The sequence below is a fragment of the Haloferula rosea genome (assembly GCF_016595525.1).
Taxonomy (GTDB): domain Bacteria; phylum Verrucomicrobiota; class Verrucomicrobiia; order Verrucomicrobiales; family Akkermansiaceae; genus Haloferula; species Haloferula rosea.
On sequence record NZ_JAENII010000008.1, the window covers coordinates 80,419 to 102,930 of the forward strand.

General features: G+C 58.6%; 6 protein-coding genes. 3 read left to right on the forward strand and 3 right to left on the reverse strand.

Annotated elements, in window-relative coordinates; genetic code table 11:
* Nucleotides 1-41 precede the first annotated feature (41 nt).
* Together JIN81_RS11470 and JIN81_RS11475 are read right to left on the reverse strand one after the other, a co-directional pair.
* Nucleotides 42-5,549, reverse strand: a complete 5,508-nt coding sequence (locus tag JIN81_RS11470; protein ID WP_200279376.1) for a lamin tail domain-containing protein — start codon at nt 5,547-5,549, stop codon at nt 42-44.
* A gap of 373 nt (nt 5,550-5,922) precedes the next feature.
* A complete protein-coding gene (locus JIN81_RS11475) occupies nt 5,923-9,246 on the reverse strand; it encodes a LamG domain-containing protein (RefSeq protein WP_200279379.1) in 3,324 nt (1,107 codons plus the stop codon).
* Nucleotides 9,247-9,989: 743 nt separating this feature from the next.
* Between JIN81_RS11475 and JIN81_RS11480 the strand changes: the two genes are divergently transcribed.
* The 3 genes from JIN81_RS11480 to JIN81_RS11490 all read left to right on the forward strand — a co-directional run bounded on the left by JIN81_RS11480 (nt 9,990) and on the right by JIN81_RS11490 (nt 18,476).
* Complete coding sequence (locus JIN81_RS11480; RefSeq protein ID WP_200279382.1) at nt 9,990-15,026, forward strand: lamin tail domain-containing protein; 5,037 nt, start codon at nt 9,990-9,992, stop codon at nt 15,024-15,026.
* Nucleotides 15,027-15,206: 180 nt separating this feature from the next.
* The gene (locus tag JIN81_RS11485; protein ID WP_200279385.1) at nt 15,207-16,592 is read left to right on the forward strand and encodes an alpha-L-fucosidase; all 1,386 of its coding nucleotides are present in this window, start codon (nt 15,207-15,209) and stop codon (nt 16,590-16,592) included.
* A 21-nt stretch (nt 16,593-16,613) separates the two neighbouring features.
* On the forward strand, nt 16,614-18,476 hold the full coding sequence (locus tag JIN81_RS11490) for a glycoside hydrolase family 97 protein (protein ID WP_200279391.1): 1,863 nt from the start codon (nt 16,614-16,616) through the stop codon (nt 18,474-18,476).
* A 115-nt stretch (nt 18,477-18,591) separates the two neighbouring features.
* On the opposite strand, the gene JIN81_RS11495 is transcribed toward JIN81_RS11490, so the two are convergent.
* Nucleotides 18,592-22,287: a carbohydrate-binding protein gene (locus JIN81_RS11495; protein WP_200279394.1), complete on the reverse strand. Its 3,696-nt coding sequence runs from the start codon at nt 22,285-22,287 to the stop codon at nt 18,592-18,594.
* Nucleotides 22,288-22,512: the final 225 nt, after the last annotated feature.

A 22,512-nucleotide genomic window follows, 5' to 3' on the forward strand; every position in this document is an offset into this window, starting at 1 on the left:
GCGATTTGCCATCACACCGGAGCAATCTGGGCCGGGGCAGACTAAGGGGAATCGATGTGAAGCCGGAGGAAGCACTTCTCTTGTCCGATACTGTCGAGGGGCTCCGCTGCCCGCCAGGTCACGAGCTCGGTGCCATCCCCCTGGTTGACCGCTTCCACCATGACCAGGTCAGTGTTCGACGAAGACCATGCATGGAGATCCTCGGAAATCTCCGGATAGAAAAGAATATCACCCGCATCCAGATTTCGCCGAACCGTAATCGCCAAGAAATCCTGGAACTCGCCGTTCACATAGAAGCTGGCGAAGTGGGGACTGACAGGGTCTCCGCTTGAAGGGTCATTCGGATCCGTCCCTGCCCCATACTCGAAGAGATCCGCGATCGTATCCCCATCCGAATCGACCTCAGGGTCTCCGCCAAGGCCCTGGCTCAAGAACCACTGATCCCAGGTGATCCCGTCCGGCCCGCCTGGGTTGCCGTGAACATCGGCGTGGGAACGCCAGTTGGCAGCGACGTTGTGGTCCGGGTTCGCCGATTCGATGTTGAGCACAAGGCTGTATCCCTCGCCATCCGCCTCGGTCGGCCACGGCAGTTGATCATCGTAGGTGAAGTCCTTGATGACGGAGTCAGTGGCATCCAGCAGGGTGACCCGCTCGCCGGAGTTATCGAGATTTCCGGTGTATTGACCCGCAATGATGGAGGGAGGCACACCCGGATAGCGTTCCGTGAAGGCGGCGAGGTTGTTAACGATCAACACGCGCTCGCCGGGACCAAGCTGGACGACGTTGCTTCCGGTGAAGTCAAAGGTGATGCCATCGGTAAAACGGGTCCCGGTGAGTTCGATGGTGTTGGAGTCCGACAGATTGAGCAATTCGATGAATTCGTAGTCGTCCTTATCGGTGGAGCTGTCCGCCGCAGTTCCGCGCGGGTTGTAATGGAGTTCGGAAACAACCAGGTTCGCGGCGGAACCGGCAACACCGACTATGAATTCGAAGTCATTGAGAGCGCTCCAGGTGGAGATCGAGCTGTCATAGACGCGGGCCCTGACGCGTCCACTCTGATTGAGCACGACCGTGCCATTGGAGACTCCCGCATTTGGGTTGATGGATCCGCCGACCAGCCGGGGATCGGAGCCATCGGTCGTGTAGTAAACCACACCTCCGGAGGCGTTCGGGTTGGTGATGCCCAGCCCGAACCCAGAGGGAACCGAGCCACCGTTCTGTGAATACACAGGAGCGTCGATGGAGGGGTAAAGCGGCTTTGCGCCATCATGATCGTAAGCCCGGAGTTGCGCAATCAAGGTGGCATTGCGCCCGATCCCCGCAGTTTGGCCACTGACTCCCGCATTGATGAAATCGAGGACCTTCTGGTGGGCATCAAGCCAGGTCGAGTAGGTAAAGCCCCCACCCCAGCGGGCGAGCTCCGCATTGATCGCTTCGGTGATCGTCTGGTAGCGGTCATCGACGCGCTCAAGGGCGGCCGCATCGGCAAACGCGCCACCATTGAACAGATGCTTATGAACGCGATCAGCGAATGCCATGCGGTATTCCTCGTTCCACGCAAGATCCTCGTGAAGATACTGAGGATTGCTGCGTGAGAATTCCGATGGCGGTCTGTCGGTGTAAATATCGCCCCAAGGTCCGACGCGGCTATCGCTATCGTCGACCCGGGCACCGTTCCCCGCCCCCATGGAATGCTCACCGTCATGAACGAAAAAGCGGAAACCGTCGACCCCGTCGCGGTCTCGCATCCCAAACCAGTTGTTGGAAGCCCGGACAAAGGTCGAGACCGGCGCATCATAGTTGCCGGTGTAGAAGATCGCGATGAGGTAGTCGGCAAGGTTGTCGACCTCCAGCAGATCGGGGTTGTTCGCGAGGTCCGGGTGCGGGGAGATCCCATCGGAATCAAGCCCTTGCAGTGCGAAGTAGGCGCTGTTGTCAGAAGGATTGGACCGCAGAGCGCGCACCTTCGTCCAAAGGTCATACCAGGCTCCATTCAGGTCACCATCGGTCGCTTCCGTCGTGTAGTTCGCTTCATTGGCTGCCGACTTGATGACATCATACCCATCTTCATCCCCACCGAGGTAGGTTTCTCCAAAGGCGGCTTCGGCGCGCTCCTGGCTCATGAAGAGCCCCCAGTAGACTCCGTTGATGTAAAGCTGATAGTAGCGGCTACGGGTGTAGGGCTGCCCCATGTCACGCTGGGCGTCACGGCCGTGCACCTCACGAAGGAAAGTGTTCTGGTTCGAGTTGTCCTTCGACCATGAGTAATTCTGAGCGGTGCGCAGATCGAGCCTTTCGAAGCGAGATGGGCCCTCGTCCTGAAACACCGGATACCGGAGATCACCTTCGTAGCTATTCCTGAAATACAGACGGAACGCATGCTTGGGGTTGCCATTGCTGCGGCTGGCCCCACCGCGGATTCGGACACCGCAGTCCTTCTGGAACTGCCCGACACCCTGACCGCTCTCGTTGAGGAGCTCGACCGAACACCCACGCTCCCACCCGGCACCGCGTTTGGAGGCATTGGAGTAGATCCCTCTCGAGGCAGACGAAAAGTCCTCCTGCTCCATCACCAGCGAGATGGTCGGAATGTCAACGAGGCCATCGACGATGTCCTGTTGGGTCACGCTGCCACCACCCATGCCGTATTCATAGACCTGCCCGTTCACCGGGTCACTTGGGAAGCCAAGGGACGCAGCGTGGGTCACATCCTGATTGAGAACATCGTTGGGAAAGATGTAGGTCTGGGTATCGACATTCGTGGGGGCGTATCCATCGAGGAACGCTGCAGCGCGCACCACCGTGGTTTCGGAAACGGGGATCGGCGACGAATAGATCTCACCATGATTCCGCGTCGGCTCGGAGCCATCAAGCGTGTAACGGATCTCCGCACCCGGGTCATCCTTGGTAATGATGAGATCGAAGGGCGCGTAGAAAAGCCCCCGATCGACATCAAAGTGGGTATCACCAAGAAACCCCTGAACCCCACCGAAATTGGAACTGCCAGGTGTCGGTGTGGGCATGTAGCCGATTTCCTGCCCGGCACCCCAACTACCGTAGGATGCATCCTCCTCCTGGGGCGGGTAGGTTGGGTTGAAGTGATGAACGAGCACATAGACGCCGAAGACATTTCTCCGGTAAAGCCCGAGATACTCACCACTTGAAGAGAGCTTGAAGTTGGTATGGAACTCATTACCTCCGAATACCGTGTTCTTGGAGGACGCGAAGATGACGAGGTGGCCACCATGCTCCAGCGGGTAGGCGGGAATCGCATACTTTCCGGGATTCGACGGGTTGTCAGTCAGGAAGTAGCCGGCAAGGTTCACGGGGCCCCCGGTTCCATTGTAGAGCTCGATCCAATCCGATGCATCGCCCTCGGCGTCGTCGAGGGTGTTCTCGTTGTCCGCCATGAACTCGTTGATGATGAGGTGCGGGGTAATCAGTGGTTGCTGCACGGCAGTCACCTCGAACTGGGAATTGACGTTCTCTTCATTGAGGAAAAACACCTCGCCCGCATCCCCTCCCGTCGCCTCGAAATAGACATACTCGATGGCGTGAGTACCCACCGGCAGGAACATGCTCCCGTTGGTCGTCAGCGGCGCGTGGGTGCTGTCGTCGAGGATCAGATCCTGGCCATTGATGCGGAGCCTTCCCCCATCGTCGTTGTTGATTCCGAATGTATACTCACCCGGAATGTTGACGATGAGGTTGGCGGTGGCGCGGAGAACGTAGTGGTCAAGCCCATCGCCGATCGGCGGAGACAAGTCACCAGGAAACTCACCGGAATTCGCGGGTCCATAATTGATCTGCGGGACCATGCTGACAGTGATCTCCTCATCGACATTCGAACCAGCCAGTAACGCGTCGGCATCCGCGAGACTCGTGACGGTCCCGGTTGACGTTCGGTGGAGGACGGTCCACATGCCCGCGTCAATACCGATCCGTGTGAGCAGGGTCGCGGTGACGGTGGCACTACTTGAACCGAAGGAATTGGAAGCGGTAAGGGTATAGGTGGTGGTATTGAGCGGAATCGCAATTGCCGTTCCGGAGACTGGGTTCACCGATCCGATCTCTGGAGAAATCACCACCGACTCCGCGTTGCCGACGGACCAGGAAAGTTCAACGCTGGACTCGGGCACCGGATTGGCATTGTCGATCGTGAACGAACCAATGACAGGCACGTCCCCGGTTGCGATGGTGACGGAATCCGAGGCAGATCCAGCCGCATTGGTTGCCGTGATGGTATAGGTGGTCGTCGCGCTGATGTTCTCGACAACCAGGCTTCCGTTCCCCGATGCATCCGTATCGGGCAGGACGTTGCCAATGCCCTTGTCGATCGAGATTGAGGCAGCGCCCGTGCTATTCCACTGAAGGATGGTTGATGCTCCCGAGGGGATGAACTCCGGAGTGGCCGTGAGGTCGACGGTGGGCGGCACATCGACATGGACCGTGGTGGTTGCCGTTGCACTCCCCGACCCGGTGGTTCCAGTCAGCGTGTAGGTGGTCGTGGATGTCGGAGAAACCGACAAGGAGTTCAGCCCGGTGACGTCGACAGGAGCTGGACCACCGCTGATGGTCAGGCTGCCAAAACCAGCGGCACTCCACTGGAGCAAGCAGCTTTGACCACCCGTGATATAGGCTGGAGCAGCACTGAATGCGTCGATCTCCATGGGCGACCCGACGAGACCGCTGCCACTCTCGGAGAAGGCAAAGAAAGATGCCCCATTCCCCGGATCCGACGCGGCATAGGTCCAGCTGGTGTCACCGATATCCAGCGAACCCGCCCCCGCCCCATCATCGTGATGGTTGCGAAGTTGATTGAAGGTGCCGAGGTCGTAGAGAAACCGGGAATCCGTGGCGAGGGCGTAGAGACTGCCCGCCTCAGCATCGTTGAAGGGTTCGTCGAAAATGCCGACGTCATCGATGCCGCCCTTCCACTGTCGCTGCGGATCCGTCTCCGGGTTGGCGCCGATGAGAAGGGAAAACCGATCCCGGGCACGTTGCGCTTCGTTCAATTCAGGATCGTCCGGATCCGTGGCAACGAGCACACCATCGACGTAGAGGCGGGCCTCCGTCCCGTTGTCTGTGACGGCGAGGACGTGGTGCCACTGCCCGTCATTGACACTGCCGCCCGCGATATCGCCACCGCCACCATAGTAGGCGATTTCCGAAGAGTCTCGGTTGCGGCGGGCAATACGGTATTCGTCACTGTCCCCCTTCGAGAGGACCGCCTGCCAACCGGTATCCCAGGAATCCACCTGGATCCACGCCGAAACGGTCAGGTCTTCCTGCCTCCTCCGGGTGTCGGCGCTATCGGCAATATCAAGGTAATTCGATCCAGTGAGACGCAGGCCATTGCCAAATACAGCCGGCGAGTAGTTCGCAGTCCCGACCCATGTGGCGGCGTCATCGCTCACACCCGCCTGCGCGGAATCCAGAACGACCGACCCATTTCCCGACTCCATCTGCCAATAGCCTACCAATGAATCACTCAGGGCGGGTGAAAGCACGAAGGGCAGGATGAGCAGAGCTCTTGAAATAACGTTCATAGGGAGAAATCGAATGGGTGGTGGCGGGTTCCGCGTCACCGACATGGTGACGAGGATGATGGAGAGCAGTTGCGCAGGCTGGCTGTATGGAAGAACCGATGCCGATGGCACTCGCGAGGATGGGAATGGCCACCATCCCGGGGTTGAACCCGAAGGTGGGCAACAGGGATCGAGAGCACTGAATCCAAGGCTTCCACGACGCTTGGGGCATCCATGAAGATTCGGGCTGGCGGCTTCATTCGCGTCCTTGCCTTCTCAGGCATTTCACGAGCCTCGGGTGAGCGGCCGAAGCTTGGACAAGGGAAAAGAGCCCCCGGATTCGGAGGCTCTTTTGATGGTTAGGGATCGAATCACCTGAGCGGGTTGGCCCAGGTTACTCCACCACTTCGACTTCAAAGACCTGGTAGAAGGACTTCGGATAGGTCGCAACATCGACCGCAACCTCGGTAAAGGTGTTGGTCGAGCCACCCGTGTAGGGATCTCCCACATCCTCCCAGTCCGTGCCATCAAGCGTCGATGTTACCCGCATTTGATAGGTCTTCGACGGCGTAAGGCCCGAGACGGTCAAGTTGAAGTTGCCTCCGACATCAAACCCGAAGGATTCGACGACCACCGCCTTGTCCGGAACAGGTCCCGGGGTCACATCGTTGGCGATGAGGTATTCAACATTCTCTCCGTTGCCGTAGATCTCGTAGATCTCCTCCGGAGTGAGTACCCGCTTCCAAATTGCGACATCATCGATGTTACCATTCCAGGTCCGAAGTGAGTCCGGATTCGCACCGATGAGGACGGATGCAGCCGTATCCAGTGCATTCGGAATCGCATCCCCCCTGAACTCAACAAGGTAGCCATCGAGATAGAGGCTGATGCCCACCCCGGCTTCAGCAACCCCCACGAGGTGGTGCCAATTTCCGTCGTTGATGGGATTCGCATTCGCGGTGGAGTTCTGCGCAGGAACGTCACCGCTCGTGCCGGCTGCGAAAGCAGCTCCCACCGTATTATGCCGCCGCGCGAGGCGCCACGTGCTTTCACCCTTGGCAACAACCGCCTGCCATTGCTCGTCGAGCGCTTCCACCTGAACCCAGGCCGAAACAGTGATGTCACCGCCGACAATGTCGAAGTAGTTCTCGTCTCCGGAGACGAGCACGCGCTGGTTGTTCGCTTTGTCCAGATCGATCGCCTGACCGAACTTTCCGGTCGCATAGGTCTCGGTGGATACGGTTCCGAGCATGCTGCCATCCAGACCCAGGAATCCGGAGTCGGTCAGATCGTTGTCGAACTGCCAATTGCCGCGGAAGCCACGCAACCACTCGGTAGGGAAAGACTGGTCATCGGTTGGGTCAGTCGGAGGCGTGGCGTTGGTTTCCGTGCCATCCACCCATCCATCGTCGTCGAGGTCGGCATCGTTGGGATTCGTCACGTAGCCGTCTGCTCCTGCCACGACCTCTTCTCCGTCAGGAATGCCGTCAAGGTCGCTGTCAGCAGCGGCCCAATCGGTCGTATCACCAGGAGCGGTACCCAGGGTGGGCCCAGTCCAGGGGTTTGCGGAGCCCGATGTCTCCTGGAGGTTGGACAATCCATCAAGATCGAAATCGTTATCGGCGGTTGGGTCACTGCCAGCCAGAACTTCCTCGAGGTCACCGACACCATCGAAGTCGGTGTCGGGCTCGTTCGGGTTGGTCATGTGAATATTGACCTCATCATCGTCGAACAGACCGTCGTTGTCGGAATCCGTCGAGGCGAGCACCTTTGACAGGGGATTGAGCGAGAGTTGGGCGACTTCGGTTGGCGTCACCACCCGTTTCCAGATAGCGATATCGTCCAACTGACCATTGAAACGGTTCGTGAAGGTCGCTGCTCCACCGTCACGCATGCCGAAGGTCAGAAGCTTATCGAGTGCGTTCCCCGGTCCACCCTGCGAGAAGTCGGACGAGCCAACCGTCGTGGCATGACTGGTATCCTCGACCCCGTTGACATACAGGCGCCGGGTTCCGTTCGCACCATCCCACACAGCGAGGATGTGCTTCCAACCCGTATTTGCGGTCGCAGCCGTGTTGTCGAGGCCTGCTGGGTCGTCAGGTCCGCCAGTACTGCGAAGCGTCATGCAGGCAAAGGCGTTCCTGTTGTTGCGGCGAACCTGCCACCCTTCGACGCCTTCTCCGTGCTTGCACAGGAATGGACTCCACTGACCTACGGCACCATTCGCCCAGAACGAGATGGACAATGCGTTTGCGGCATTGACGTCGGCGTCAAAGGTGGTCGCATAGGAGCCCTCGGTGTTTGCCGAGTTGTTCACGAAAACCCCGTTGCTGCCATCGAGGGCGAGAGCCTGACCAAAGTCGGTATTTTGCCCCGCCACATAGGCGATGGTTCCATCCGCGGTGCCATCATGAAGTCCCCCGGTGTGGGTACCCGAGGTCTCGGTGAGGTTGTTCTCGAATTCCCAGTAGCCAATCAGCCCGGTGTCTGCGGCGGGAAAACTCTGGTCATCAAGTGGATTGGTCGACTCCGCCAATTCCAACCCATCGAACCAAAAGTCATCATCGGTATCGGCATCATTGGGGTTGGTCACATATCCGTTGGCCAATGAAATCTCATCTCCGTCGTCGACCCCATCGCCATCGCTGTCCGGGTTCATCCAGTCGGTGGTGTCACCCGGAGCGGATCCGAGAGTGCTTCCCGTCCAAGGATTGGCCGAACCGGTATTCTCTTCCGAGTTCAGCAGGCCATCCATGTCGTCGTCATCATCCGAGAGTGGGTTAGTCCCCATTTTGACCTCGGTGAAGTCATCGACACCGTCGCCATCCGTATCGGGATTATTGGGCAGTGTTCCAAGAGTCGCCTCATCATCGTCGAACAAACCGTCCGAGTCCGTGTCCGTGGATGCGATCGCGTCAGACACGGCATTGGTGGAAACGTGCAGGATTTCAAGCTCGGTCAGAGCACGACTCCAGATGGCCACATCATCGATCTGGCCCGTGAAGTTGTTGCCGAAAGTCCCCGAACCCGCATCACGCATGCCGAATGTCAGGTAATTGACAACCGCGGCACCTGGCCCTCCGGTCGGAGCGGTATCACCCGCTGCAATCGTCATCGTCGAATCCTCAACGCCGTTGACGTAGAGCTTTCTCGTCCCGGAAACCCCGTCCCAGACAGCGACGAAGTGCTTCCAGCCGGCATCGTTCGCCGCAGTATTGGCACCCACAGGATCGATAGCCCCTCCCGTACCTTGAAGGGTGAATGTAGCATTCGGAGAAGCCCCACGCTTGCGCACCTGCCAGCCCTCGGAGAGTTCACCGAACTTGCAGACGAACGGATTCCATGTGGCGGGGGTTCCCTGCGCCCAGAACGAAATCGTGATCGCATTCGCGGAAGCAATGTCGGCGTCAAAGGTGCCTGCGTAGCTTGGATCCACGTTCGACGTGTTGTTGATGAAGACACCATTGCTGCCATCCAGATCGAGAGCCTGGCCAAAGCTACCACCCGGATCGACAGGCAGCGCTGGCGGGCCCGAGGTGTAGGCACCCGTGCCATCCCACGTGCCGTCGTGAAGATTGCCGGCATGGGCGCCGGAAACTTCGGTGAGGTTGCCCTCGAACTCCCAGAGTCCGATGAGGTTTGAACTGAGCTGCGCGCTGGCCGTTCCAACGGGAAGGCAGGCAGCGAGCGTGATTAGTATGGGTTTTGTCGTTTTCATTGTCAGATGATCATCGAACCGACTCAGCGACTGCGAAATCAACAAGCAGTCGTGGCACTCATTCCAGCTCAGGGTGAGCCGGTGAGCTGAGTCCTTGGGTTTTCAGTTTGGGTTTCTGGGTTGGGTTTGGAGCCTTCTGGGCGGTTCTCACTCGTTTGCGAACTGGAACCGTAGTAGCAAGAAAAACAGACCATGTCCCACAACGAGACCATGCTCCACCTATGCTATTGTCGATCCTCGCAAAAACGTATTGAAGTCCGTTTTTCCGTCACAGCCGGCAGATTGCTCACTCTGTAAACTTGCTCCATCACCGGCATAAAGTCGACCTTGAGCGGACCTTCTGGAGGGGTCACACTGCCCCATGGCGACATCGCGAACCGCGCATGAAAGACATGCTCGATCAGCGGACATCTGGAGACAAAATAGCACAATATCTCTGATTTCCTTATCGTTCGCGCCATCGCACGGGACCACCTCGTCGATTGCCCTCATGGAATTCGTGGCATGATCGACTCCCACAAGTGACGGCGACGCGCCGTCAAACGCATGACACAAAAAACAATCTCTGGGAAGTGAGACTCGATCCTCGAGGTTCGCAATCCATCCCCGACTTCCATACCGGGATCTCTGAGTAAGCTCCCCTCGTCTCGATTCGAGCTCAACATCGGCTTCACCGCTCGCAAGAGACACGGCTTGCATCGTCGGGCGATTGCATCCCACCTTGTCCCCACTTGGATAAGCTCATGGCACATGCTCTCAAACTCCCACGAATCCGGCGCCTTTTGATGCTGCTTGCGTGGACTTCGATCTCCGCGTCGGCCTTCTGTAGGGACAGCGTCGTTGTCTTCAATGAGGTGCACTATCATCCGAGGAATGACGGCGATCTTCTTGAATACGTGGAACTCCACAACCAGTTGGCGTTTGAAGTCGACATGTCGAATTGGCGGATCGATGGGGACATCGATTTCGACTTCCCGGAAGGCACCATCTTGCCTGGGCGGGGCTACCTTGTCATTGCGAAGGACCCTGCAGCCTTGTCCTCCGCAACCGGACACAGTGGAGCCTTGGGTCCATTCAATCGCAGCCTGTCGAACTCCGGTGGGACGATCCGTCTCTACAACAACAAGCTCTCATTCCGCTCGCAATCGGGCACTGGCTCGGTCGGCGCCGCCACTTCCACTCTGGAAGGCCGACGCATCATGGATGAACTCAGCTTCGGCGATAACCATCCTTGGCCTGTCGGACCGGATGCCTCCGGATTCTCCCTCGCCAAACGCGATCCTGAGCGTGGCACCGCGGCTCCAGAGAACTGGACGGTCAGCACCCAACTCAATGGCACCCCAGGCAGCGAGAACACCTTCGCATCACTACGCAAGCTCTCGTTCAACGAAGTGACTTCGTCTCTCGATGCCGATTTCCAGCTTGAGATCCACAACCACGGCGACACCCCGGTCGCACTCGGAGGCTTGGTGATCGGGTCTTCCGACGAGCTCTCTCCGGATTACCTCCTCCCGGCGCTTGAGCTCGAAGCCCATGGCTTCCTCGCCATCGACGCGCTCATGCTGGGATTCGTTCCGGCTGACAACGACCGCTTGTTCCTCCATGGATCCGGGAAGGCCACCCTGATCGATGCCGTCCGGGTCGATGACACCGCGGTCGCACGAGCACCCGATGGCACGGGTGCATGGTCCCGCCCCACTACAATGACCCTTGGGTCGGAGAACGACGTTTCCTTCGAGGATGCCATCGTCATCAATGAAATCTTCTATCACGCCAAGGCACAGCTCGAATCAGGTGGCACCAGCACGACAAACCAGCAGGTTCTGGATTACTCGTCCACATGGCGCTACAACCTGAGCGCGGGCGCCGCCGGACTTCCCTCAGGATGGTCAACGGTCAGCCATCCAGTCGACGGTAACGACTGGGCCTCCGGTCCCGGACTGCTTGGATTTGAGAACACCCCACTGGGAGAACCGCTCCAAACCTCCGTCGCGCTGGAATCGAAGATCACCTACTACTTCGAAACGGATTTCATCTACAACGACCCCGAAACGGTCACGGAAATGGTGATCAACCACTACGTCGACGATGGCGCCGTGTTCTACCTGAACGGGGTCGAGATCGGCCGGTTCAATATGGAGCCGGGCACGGTCACCCCCAACACCGTGGCCAATCCCGGAGTCGGAAATGCTTCTCTGCATTCGCTCGTCATTCCCACACCGAATGTCCAAGCCGGCAGCAACCGCCTCTCGGTAGAAGTCCACCAGATCAACACAGGAAGCAGCGACATCGTCTTCGGTGCCAACGTCGTCCTGAGAACCGAGCAGACCAGCGACTACACTCCCTTTCTGGAACGCGATGAAGAATGGCTTGAACTCCATAACCGCAGCGCGGCGGTGGTGGACCTCTCCAGCTGGGCGCTGGATGGAGGCATCCGCTTCGACTTCCCGTCCGGCACGACCATCGCTCCGGGAGGGTATCTGGTGGTCGCCAAGGATTCATCCGCATTGTTGGCGAAGCATCCCAGTTCCCCGGTGATCGGCGACTACTCGGGACGGCTTGGCAACGGTGGGGACGAGGTGATCCTCAGGGACGCTCATGGGAATATTGCCGATGAAGTGAACTACTACGGTTCTGGTCATTGGCACCCGCAGGCGGACGGGGGTGGCTCCAGCCTCGAGCTGCGCGACCCGGATGCCGACAATTCCATCTCTGATGCCTGGCAACCCAGTCACGAATGGGCACGTAACACTTGGCAAACCTACTCATACGAAGCCGTCGCGACCGACAACGGCATCGGCGACAACCTCTATCACGAACTACAGATTGGCCTGCTCGATTCGGGCGAGCTGCTGATCGACGACCTCAGCGTCCTCGAAAACAACAGCACCGAGTTCATCCAGAACGGCGATTTCGAAAGTGACGCCGTGGGGGCGGCACCCGACAAGTGGCGCGCGATAGGCTCTCACGGCTCGCATGGGAAGACCGTCGTCATCAGTGATCCCGACGACCCGGGGAACAAGTGCCTTCACGTGGTTTCCACCGGCCCCACCGAGAACAAGCACAACAAGCTGGAGACCACCTTCGCCAATGGTGAGGAAGTCGTCCCCGGAAACACCTACCGAATCACCTTCCGTGCCAAATGGTTGAGTGGCTGCAGCCAGCTCAACACGAGGTTGTATTTCAACTACCTCCAACGCACCCACGCCCTGGACTCCGCCGAGATCTGGGGAACCCCCGGGACCATCAACACCGCTGCCATTCCCAATGCAGGACCGGACCTGTCCGGCCTCAACCACTCACCGGCAGTTCCCGATCCGGGGGAACCGGTCACGGTCAGCATCCTGGCAGATGACCCCGACGGCATCAGTGGCGTCACCCTCCATTACTCAGTCAATGAGGGGCCGTTTCTGAGCACGCCCATGACCTCGTCGCACGGCAGATTCACGGGCACCATCCCCGGCCAGAGCGCCAGCGCCATCGTGCGCTTCTATGCTCTGGCATCGGACGACCTCGGCATGACCTGCCTGCTCCCGCCGGCCGGAAGTCAAGGAGGCGCCTTCTTCAAGGTGCAGGATGGATTCACGGACACCTCGGGAGTCCGCCACAACCTCCGCATCATCATGTCGGCATCGGACCGCGACTTCCTCTTCCTGGACACCAACCGGATGAGCAACGACCGCTTTTCCGCCACCGTCATCGAGGATGAAGAAACCGTTTATTACGACGTGGAGCTGCGTCTCAAGGCCAGCGCCCACGGCCGCTACCAATCCGGAAGCTACGGTTTCAACCTTCGCTTCCAGCCGGACCGGCGGTTCCGGGGTGTCCACGACAGCATCTCGGTCGAGCGAGGAGGATCCGACCGGCAGATCCTCGCCAAAACCCTTACCAATCGAGCGGGCGGCGGCTATTGGTCATTCTACGATGACGTCAGCTACGTCATCCCTCCCACCGCGAATGACCGGGGCGTCGCCCTGCTGGCACTCAGTCGGCACACCTCAAGCTACTGGGACGGCCTCTTCCCCGACGCCGATGAAAGTGGGACCCTGTTCAACCTTGAACTTCACTACTCACCGAATGGCACGACTGGCGGGCCAGAGGACCTGAAAATCGGAAATCCATACAACCACACCAACGGGCAGTATCGTCTTCAAGACCGAGGCGATGACAAGGAGCCCTACCGCTGGGGTTTCCAGATCCGCAGTGCTCGTGAACGTGATGACTACTCCCGAATCATCGAGCTCAACCAGGCCGTTGGGAACCTCTCTGGCAGCGAGCTCAAGAACGCGCTCGATTCGATCATCGACGTCAACCAGTGGATGCGGACCTTCGCGATGATGTCTCTGAATGGTACCGACGATGTTTACAGCCGCATCTGGGAACACAACTTCCGCTTCTTCGTCCGTCCAACCGATGGAAAAATCATCATCATGCAATGGGATCTCGATCGGTCCTTCCGGCTCGCCGCGGGTTCTTCGGTAATCCCAACCGTGAACAAGCAGGGAACCCCCTATCCCGTCGCGAAGATCTTTTCGATACCGGAATACCGGCGCCTTTTCGATGGTCACCTGAATGACCTCGTTCAAACCACCTTCAACAGCGACTATGTCAGTGCCATCTCGGGCGGGCTCGCCACGGGCATCGGCTCGGGCGTGAACTTCACCAACTACGTCACCAACCGGGCGAACTACGTCCTCTCCACCCTCCCGGCTCCCATCTCCTTTGAAATCACGACCAATAGTGGCGCGGATTTTTCCGAAGCCGACAGCGTCGTCGACCTGTCCGGCAGCGGATCCCATGATGTCTTTTCCATCGAGGTCAACGGGATGCCTACCACCGTGAACTGGACTGGCACCAACAGCTGGCACGTTTCCCTTCCCATCGGGATCGGCCCCAACCCCCTGACTTTCACCGCGAAGAACCATCACGGAGTCGAGGTCGGAAGCGACTCCATCACGGTAACCAATACAAGCAGCATCGATCTCGCCGACGCCGGCAACACGATCCTCAGTGAGTTCCACTACCACCCGGGCTTGCCCAGCCCCGCCGAGTTGGCAGCGGGATTCACCGAAGACAATGATTTCGAGTTCATCGAACTGATGAACACCAGCGCTTCCTTCGTTGAATACACCAACGTCCGTTTCACCGATGGGGTGACCTTCACCATGCCGCCCGGCACCGTCCTCGCTCCGGGAGAAAGGATCATTCTGGTTCCTGATCAAGCGGCCTTCGAATTCCGCTACGGCATCGGCACGGCGAGAATTGGTGGCGTGTACACCGGCAAACTCAGCAACGGAGGAGAACGCATTCACCTGGTGGCTGCCGACGGATCCACCATTGTCGACTTCACCTATTCCGATGCCTTGCCGTGGCCGGGAAGCCCGGACGGCGAGGGATACAGCCTGGTTCTCCGGGGATCCACACCCGGCACCGCGGATCATTGGCGTCCGAGCATCGCGATCGACGGCAACCCGGGCAATACGGACGCGATCCACTATGCCGGAGGTAGCCTCGTGGATTACCTGCTGGTTGGCTCACCGACACCGCATGCGACAGGTGGCAACTTCCAACTGGAATTCACGATTCGTGCCGCTGCTGATGACGCCACCTTCGAGGTGCATTTTTCCAGTGACCTCGACTCATGGACCCCGGCGACGGAGGCAAACCGACTGTCCCGGACCGATCACCCCGATGGAACCAGCACCCTCCTGTATGAGACACCCATTCCCATGGGCGATGGGCTTGCCCACTTCGGCAGGGTCTCTGTGGCACCCCGCTGACGATCCCTTGGCCCGGCCTTGAGGTAGTCGACAGGGAAACCTGACTAGGCAGCGAATGCTGCTGGAAAACGCCCCTCAATGTCGTTGAGTCGCATCAGCCCTGAGGTCGCGCGATTTCACGGCTCATCCCGGCATGGACCGCGCGCTCCTGACATTCTCGAACCTCCTCCGATTTTCATCATGAAATTCTGCCTAACCGCCATGCTCGCCGGATCCCTGCTGATCGTATCGCCTGCAGCGCAGGCAGAGGACGCAAGCGCGGCGAGCAGCGGAAAGTCGGCGCCAGCCAAGCGCATGGACTGGTGGACAAACGCCGATTTCGGCATGTTCATCCACTGGGGTGTCTACTCAAAGGCAGGCGGAGAGTGGAATGGCGAGACCCACCACCACGAGTGGCTCCAGTTCACCGCCGGAATCCCCCTCAAGGAATACACCGAATACGCCAGAACCTTCGATCCGAAGGACTTCGATCCCGACGCCTGGGTGAAGGTCGCGAAGGATGCCGGGATGAAATATCTCGTCATCACCAGCAAACACCACGACGGCATCGCGATGTATGACTCAAAGGTCAGTGATCACAACATCATCAAGCTTGCGGGACTGGAAAAAGACCCCATCCGCCAACTTGCCGATGCCTGCCGCAAACAAGGGATCCGCTTCGGCGTCTACTACTCACTCGGGCGCGACTGGCAGGACCCGGACGTCCCCACCGGCAAATACAAGCCCGGTTGGCGCAGCAACCTGATCGACTTCCCCAACGAAAAGCAGAAAGTCTTCAACCGCTACTTCAAGCGCAAGGCCCTGCCCCAGGTCCGGGAATTGCTCACGAACTACGGGCCGATCGACATCATGTGGTTCGACACCCCCGAGCTCATCTCCCCCGCGGAGAGCAAGGAGATGCTCGACATGATTCGCTCCATCCAACCGGAATGCATTGTCAACCAGCGTGTGGGCAACGACCTGGGCGACTACGAAACGCCCGAACAGACGATTCCTCCGGCCGTGTCCCATGAACCCTGGGAAACCTGCATGACCCTGAATAGCCACTGGGGATACAACAAGGCGGACGACGACTGGAAGAGCTCCGGCTATCTGCTGCGCAACCTCGTCGACATTGTCAGCAAGGGAGGCAACTACCTGCTCAATGTCGGACCGACCGGCGAAGGCATCATCCCCGAGCCCAGCGTGATTCGCCTCACGGAAATGGGCGATTGGCTGAAGCGCAACGGCGAGGCGATCTACGGCTGCGGGCCGACGCCATTCGGGGACGAACTCGGTTCCTACAGCGCGACGGAAAAGGACAAGAAGGGAAACCCGAAGTTCATCGCCAAGAAGGAATGGCGAGCCACCACCAAACCCGGAGAACTATTCCTTCATGTCTTCAACTGGCCGAAGCAAGACCTCACCATTCCACCTGTGGAAGCCAGCATAGCCTCTGCAACCTTCCTCACGAACCCTGATCAAACACTGCATTTCGATCAGACCGATGATGGCGTGACCATCAAACTACCCGACGAGGCCCCTGACAGCCCGATCACGGTCATTCGACTGAAGCTCACCAAGTAATCATCATCCCCATTCAACTCCATGAAGCTCCAACTCTCCAACTCACCCCTTTTCCGGACACTACTCTGTTCGGCCCTGCCCCTCTCCTTCAGCGCCGCCGTGGCGAACGAGGCACAAACCCACCTCGAATCCCCTGACGGAAGCATCAACGTTGTCTTCAAACTTACTGACAAGGGCGCTCCGCGCTACGCGGTGAAACGCGGAGGCAAGGACCTGCTTCTCGAATCGCAGCTCGGACTCAAACTGAAGGGCGACCGCCATCTGGTCGATGGTTTCGCAGTGTCCGACAGCTCGACGTCCAGCCATGACGAGACCTGGACACCCTTCGTCGGTGAACGCAGCGAGATCCGCGACCGCTACAACGAACTCGTCGTCGACCTCAGCAAGGAAGACAGACCCGCCCTGCAGATCAAGTTCCGCGCCTACGATGAGGGAGTCGCCTTCTGCTACACGCTTCCCGAACAAGCAGGTAGTTTCACCATCACCGGGGAGTTGAGCCAATTCCGCTTCGCCGACGATCACTTCTGCTGGGACACCAAGGACCCTCAGGCCGTCTACCGTCGCGTCCCCATCTCCGAAGCCGGCAGCAACATCGAGCGGCCGTTGGTCGTCGAAGCCAGCCCCTTCGTCGCCCTTGGCGAGGCGCGCCTTGTCGACTACGCACGCCTGCGTTTCGACACCACAGATGACAACACCTTCGGCATCAAGCTCGGCAGCAATGTGGTGGCGAAAGGCTCCTACACCACCCCATGGCGCTACATCATGATTGGCGACACCCCCGGCGAACTGCTTGAAAACAACGACCTCCTCGTCAACCTCAACGATCCCTGCGCGATCGAGGACCCATCGTGGATCCGCCCCGGCAAGGTGATCCGCAGCGAACTCAACACCGAGACCGCCAAGAAGACGATCGATTGGGCCAAGAAGATGGGTGCCGCCCACATCCTGCTCGATGCCGGCTGGTATGGACCGGAAAACAGTGAGAAGTCCGACGCCACCACCGTCACCATCGACCCGAAGCGCTACAGCGGGGAATTGGACATGCAGGAGGTCATCGACTACGGCAAGAAGAACGGCATCGGCACGATCCTCTACGTCAACCGACGTGCTCTTGAGAAGCAACTCGATGAACTTCTCCCGCTCTATCAAAAATGGGGGGTCGCCGGAATCAAGTTCGGCTTCGTCCAGGTCGGCTCGCAGAAGTGGACCAAGTGGGTGCACGACTCGGTGAAAAAATGTGCGGATTACCAGATGATCGTCGACATCCACGACGACTACCGCCCCACGGGCTGGAGCCGGACTTACCCGAATCTTCTCACGCAGGAAGGCATCCACGGCAACGAGGAGATGCCCACACCTGAGAACAACGTACTGCTTCCCTTCACCCGATTCCTCTGCGGTGCTGCCGACTATACCGTTTGCTACTACAGCTCCCGTATCCAATCCACCCGCGCCCACCAGCTTGCAGCCTCCATCGTCTATTACAGCCCCATCCAGCTCATCTTCTGGTATGACGGCCCGCGGAATTTCAAGAACGCCGACGACCACGACCTTGAGGTCTTCAAGGAAGTCGTCACCACTTGGGACGACACCAAAGTGCTCCATGGCGAAATGGAGAAGTTCGTCTCCATTGCTCGACGCAACGGCGACAAGTGGTTCGTGGGCACCATGAATGCCGGAGAACCCCGCAAGCTCCCCATCAAACTCGACTTCCTCGAGCCCGGTGTGGAATACACCGCCAACATCAAATCCGACGGAAACCCGGATGGCAGCGACCCGAAGAAGGTCGTCAGCACCCGGCAAACCGTGACGTCCGAGTCCATCATCACCGCCGATATGGCACACAACGGAGGTCAGGCCATCATCCTGACCCCTACGAAATAAGGAACCAGGCGCCTGAGTTTTCGAGCTTCATCACGATGCTGAAGCTCGAAGCTCTCCCATCACGATTCTCCGGCCAAATCGAAGCGCCGCCTTCCCGGGTTCTTTTGCAAGCAATTCACTGCCTCCAGACCTGCACCCGGAAGAAGTGATCCGATCCATAGCCCCCCATGGGAATGCTGAAGGGCAGAACCCCTCCATTTCCCGAATAGACCCCCTCAACATCCTGCCAGCCGGATTCGCTCAGACCCCCGTTTTCCTGAATCTGGTAAAAATGGCCGATCTGGGAATTGAGAATTGAAAACTCCAGGTTGCCACCAGAACTTGCGATGGGGCTCATTCGCAGTTCTTCGATGACGATTGGATTCGACGGCACCACGGAAATCTCCGTGCTTGGATCCCCTTCAAATCCGTCAAAACGGGCGATCACGATGTAGTGATAGGGCGTTCCGGCGGAAACTCCGGTATCGCTGAAGCTGGTCCCCGTGATGGTGTCATCCACCACGGTGTACGGACCTCCCGCTGTGATGGAGCGCTTCACGGTATAGCCGATGGCCTCTGGAACCGCGTCCCATGAAAGGTCCACTTGGGATGCGTTCATCGGCGAACCGGCGAAGCCGACCGGAGTCTCCGGAATCTGAACCCTGAACCAGTCGAAGTTCACAAAGTCCGAGCCTGTCGTGCCGTCTTCGACGAACTCAAGGTAAAGGTTGTAGATGCCCGCCTCGTTATCGAGCTTCGTTTCGATCGATTCATAGACCTGCCAGTTGCCGGTCTCGGGAATATCCACCTCACCCAGGATCGCCCCATCGGCACTCCCCTCGCGAATCCTGATGAACCCATCAGGGCGCCCCCCAGGACGGGCCACATTGAAGGCCAGGGTGGAGTCCTCTGCCAACGCGACACCACCGTAGCGGACGAAGTTTCCGTCGTTGATACCAGCGACATTCATGTAGGTCGAATGATCTTCGAGGATGGTGCCCCACTGGTGGCTGTAGTCCTCGGCCTCGATATGCGCGTAGTCAAAACTCTCGGGACCGAGCACGATCTCGAAACAACAGACGGACTCGCCGGGAATCACGGATGTGAACGAGTCACTGGATCTCACCGGAACGAGCGACTCGAAGCCCTCGACATCACTCGGGTCGGTCCAGCGGGTGCGCCTCACCGTCGAGCTAGCGATCGTATTGCCGGCTGGGGTAATCTCCAATGGCACCGCCGCGGCGTTCTCATTGATGACCCAGACGGTCATCAGGTTGCCCTTGATGAAGGCCGCCACATTGCGGGGAACATCATCGTCGTTGGCGCCAAGAGGAGCGCGGAAGAGATCGGGCTCCTCGACGATGTCGAGCGCGTGACCGTAATTGGACGTCGAGCTGAGCTTCTGGAAAATGTGATACTTGACGTTCCGGGTCGGCGTTCCGTTGGGATTCAGAATGTAGGCGTGCCCCTGGCTGGTGGTTCCGATTGCCAACCAGCCGTTGAGCCCGCCAAACCCGGCGCGTATGGCCTCCAGGTAGTAATAGAACGAGGTCGTTTCATTCTCACCCGAAGTGGTTTTCCACCCGTGGACTTCGGTATTCCAGATCTCCGGAACCGTATCGCCCGGATTGCTCCAGATGCTCGCCACCTTGTCTGCAAATGTCTCCGCCTTCCCATCCCGACCGGTGTTGTGACAGGAGGCGATGTCAATGGCGTTTCTCCTGCGGGTGGTGTTGACCGTGTTCAACCAGGAGTTTCCCTGGGCATAGCTGTAGGAGGATGCAGCCACGATGGCCGGCATCAGCTCAGGATCCAGATTCGCCTCCAGGTACTCGGCGATATCGCGGACGTCGCCACTGCTCATGGCACCGGGACCCCGCCCGGAAGTGTCCCACTCGTTGGTGACATCCAGAAAGCTGATTTTGAACCCATAGGAGTCCATGAGCAGGATGTATCGTTCCAGATACTCGGCACACTTCTGGACATTGGCGGCATTGAGATTGTAGTCGGTGTTGTTGCCTGTTGATCCTGTGATCCATTGGGGATAGGGCTGCCAGTTGACATTGTTCTGGGCTTCATCCAACGGTCGGGGGGAAGCGAAGAACTTGATGTTCGGATTGGCCTCCTTCATCTCCTGCATCATGGGAATGATCTTGTTGGTATAGGCCGACAGATCGAAGTCCCCTTCCGTCAGTTCATAGCCGGCATTGATGGCCACGCGGACATAGTCGATGTCGGTATCCACCGCCGACCACCGGGCAATGTCGTTACGTTCGGACCCATTGAGACCACCCGTCCAATACCACAGGCGCTCGTAGTCCATACCGTAGCGCATCTTTTGTTGGGGGGTGTTGCCCACAATCAAGGGAAGTGGTGCACTTGCAGACTCGTAGGAAAACCAATTCAGGTTGAAGGCAGCCGAAGGGATCACAAACTCCAAACGAAGCGTCTGTGTGCCTGCTGTGGGGAAATTCACCCAGGTGCTGATCGTTTTCCATGACTGCCAGCCATCGGAAGCATCGATCCACAGCGAGTCGAGCATCTGCCCTCCTGAAACGATGTTGATGAATCCGTCCGAGTCGTCCGCAGCAACGCGAAAATCCAGCCGGTGCCATCCGGCCGATTCGGGCGCGATGGTATACTCCATCCACTCCCCATCGCTGATCCAACCCAGGTTCTTTCCACCGCCGATATCCTGCGTATCCTCGAAACGGTATCCCTGACCGTCATCATAGTCCTCTGCTTCCACCATCGCCGTCTTCGACCACCAGTTCAGGTTGAAGAGCGTGCCGTTGTTGGTGGTGCTGGTTTCCACGAAAACGAGATAGACATCCTGCGGGCCCACCACCGGGGCCACGGGAATGGACAGCGTTTCCCATTCCTGCCAGCCACCGGTCTCGGGGACCTCGATCTCCGCAATCAGCGTTCCACTCGTCGACCCAAGACGGACTTCGATGTGGCCGTCGTCCGTGCCGCTGTTCCGGGCGACCCGGAAGTTCAGAAGGGCGTTGTCGCCGAGGGTGACGTCTTCAAACCGAAGCCAGTCGCCGTTGGAAATATAGGCGACGTTCTGCCCGCCTCCGTCGTCGCTGGTGTCCTCCAGACGGGTTCCGGCCTGACCATCGTAGTTTTCGGCCTCGATCTGCCAACCGGCAAAGGGATTGGCGATGGCGCGCAGTTGAAGGGCATTGAGCTGAGCCCGGCCATAGTTGATGCCGCCATTGAGCGTTCCGGATACGCCGAATGACTGGGTGGTGGCGTCGGCGGTGAAGGTTCCGATCACAAATTGGCCGTAGTCGATGCCATTGTCTGCGTCGGTGTCCAATTGGAGGCTGGCGGCCCCGTCGAGAACCGTCAGAAAACCGGGATTCCGATTGGCATCCTGCGCCCAGTACTGGATTTGGTAATCTGCACCAATGGTCAATCCTCCCAACACCACGGTATCCGTGGCAAATGCCTGAGAGTCGTAATCGATCGCATTGGACCCGTGAAAATAGCCATCGTTGACCACGCCACCATAATCCGAGCTTCCAGCTCCGAAGTTCGCATCATCGCGAAACTTGCTGCTGAAGCCCGGAATGGAGTCCGCATTCGCCGCGCTGTAGGAGGCAAACTCGACCTCGATGCCATCCTTTCCTGTCACGATCACGGAGGACGAACCGTCGCCACTGCTGCTGGCGTCGAGTGCGTAGACCAGGGTGCCGCCAGTCTCGACATCAGCCGTCGCCGTGGAAATCGCCTGCGGGGTTCCCCACGTGATGATTGCCGCACTTAGGGAGGCGGGGATGACGGCAAGGCTGCAGCCGGTCAGGAACAGGAGGAATTGCTTCATGAAACTACCGTTGAATGGATTGGCGACCATTTTGCATCAGTGATACCGATCTCGCGGAAGATACACCAGACACAGTGGATGCCAGCCTGAACTCCGCGCACCTTGGTAACCTCTGATGAACGCCACACCCAGGCAGCCGATTGAGACAAATTGTTCCACCTTCCCATCACACTGACTCGCGGGAGGGTTGAATCCTCAGTGAACGACGGCATACCTTGCGCCTCG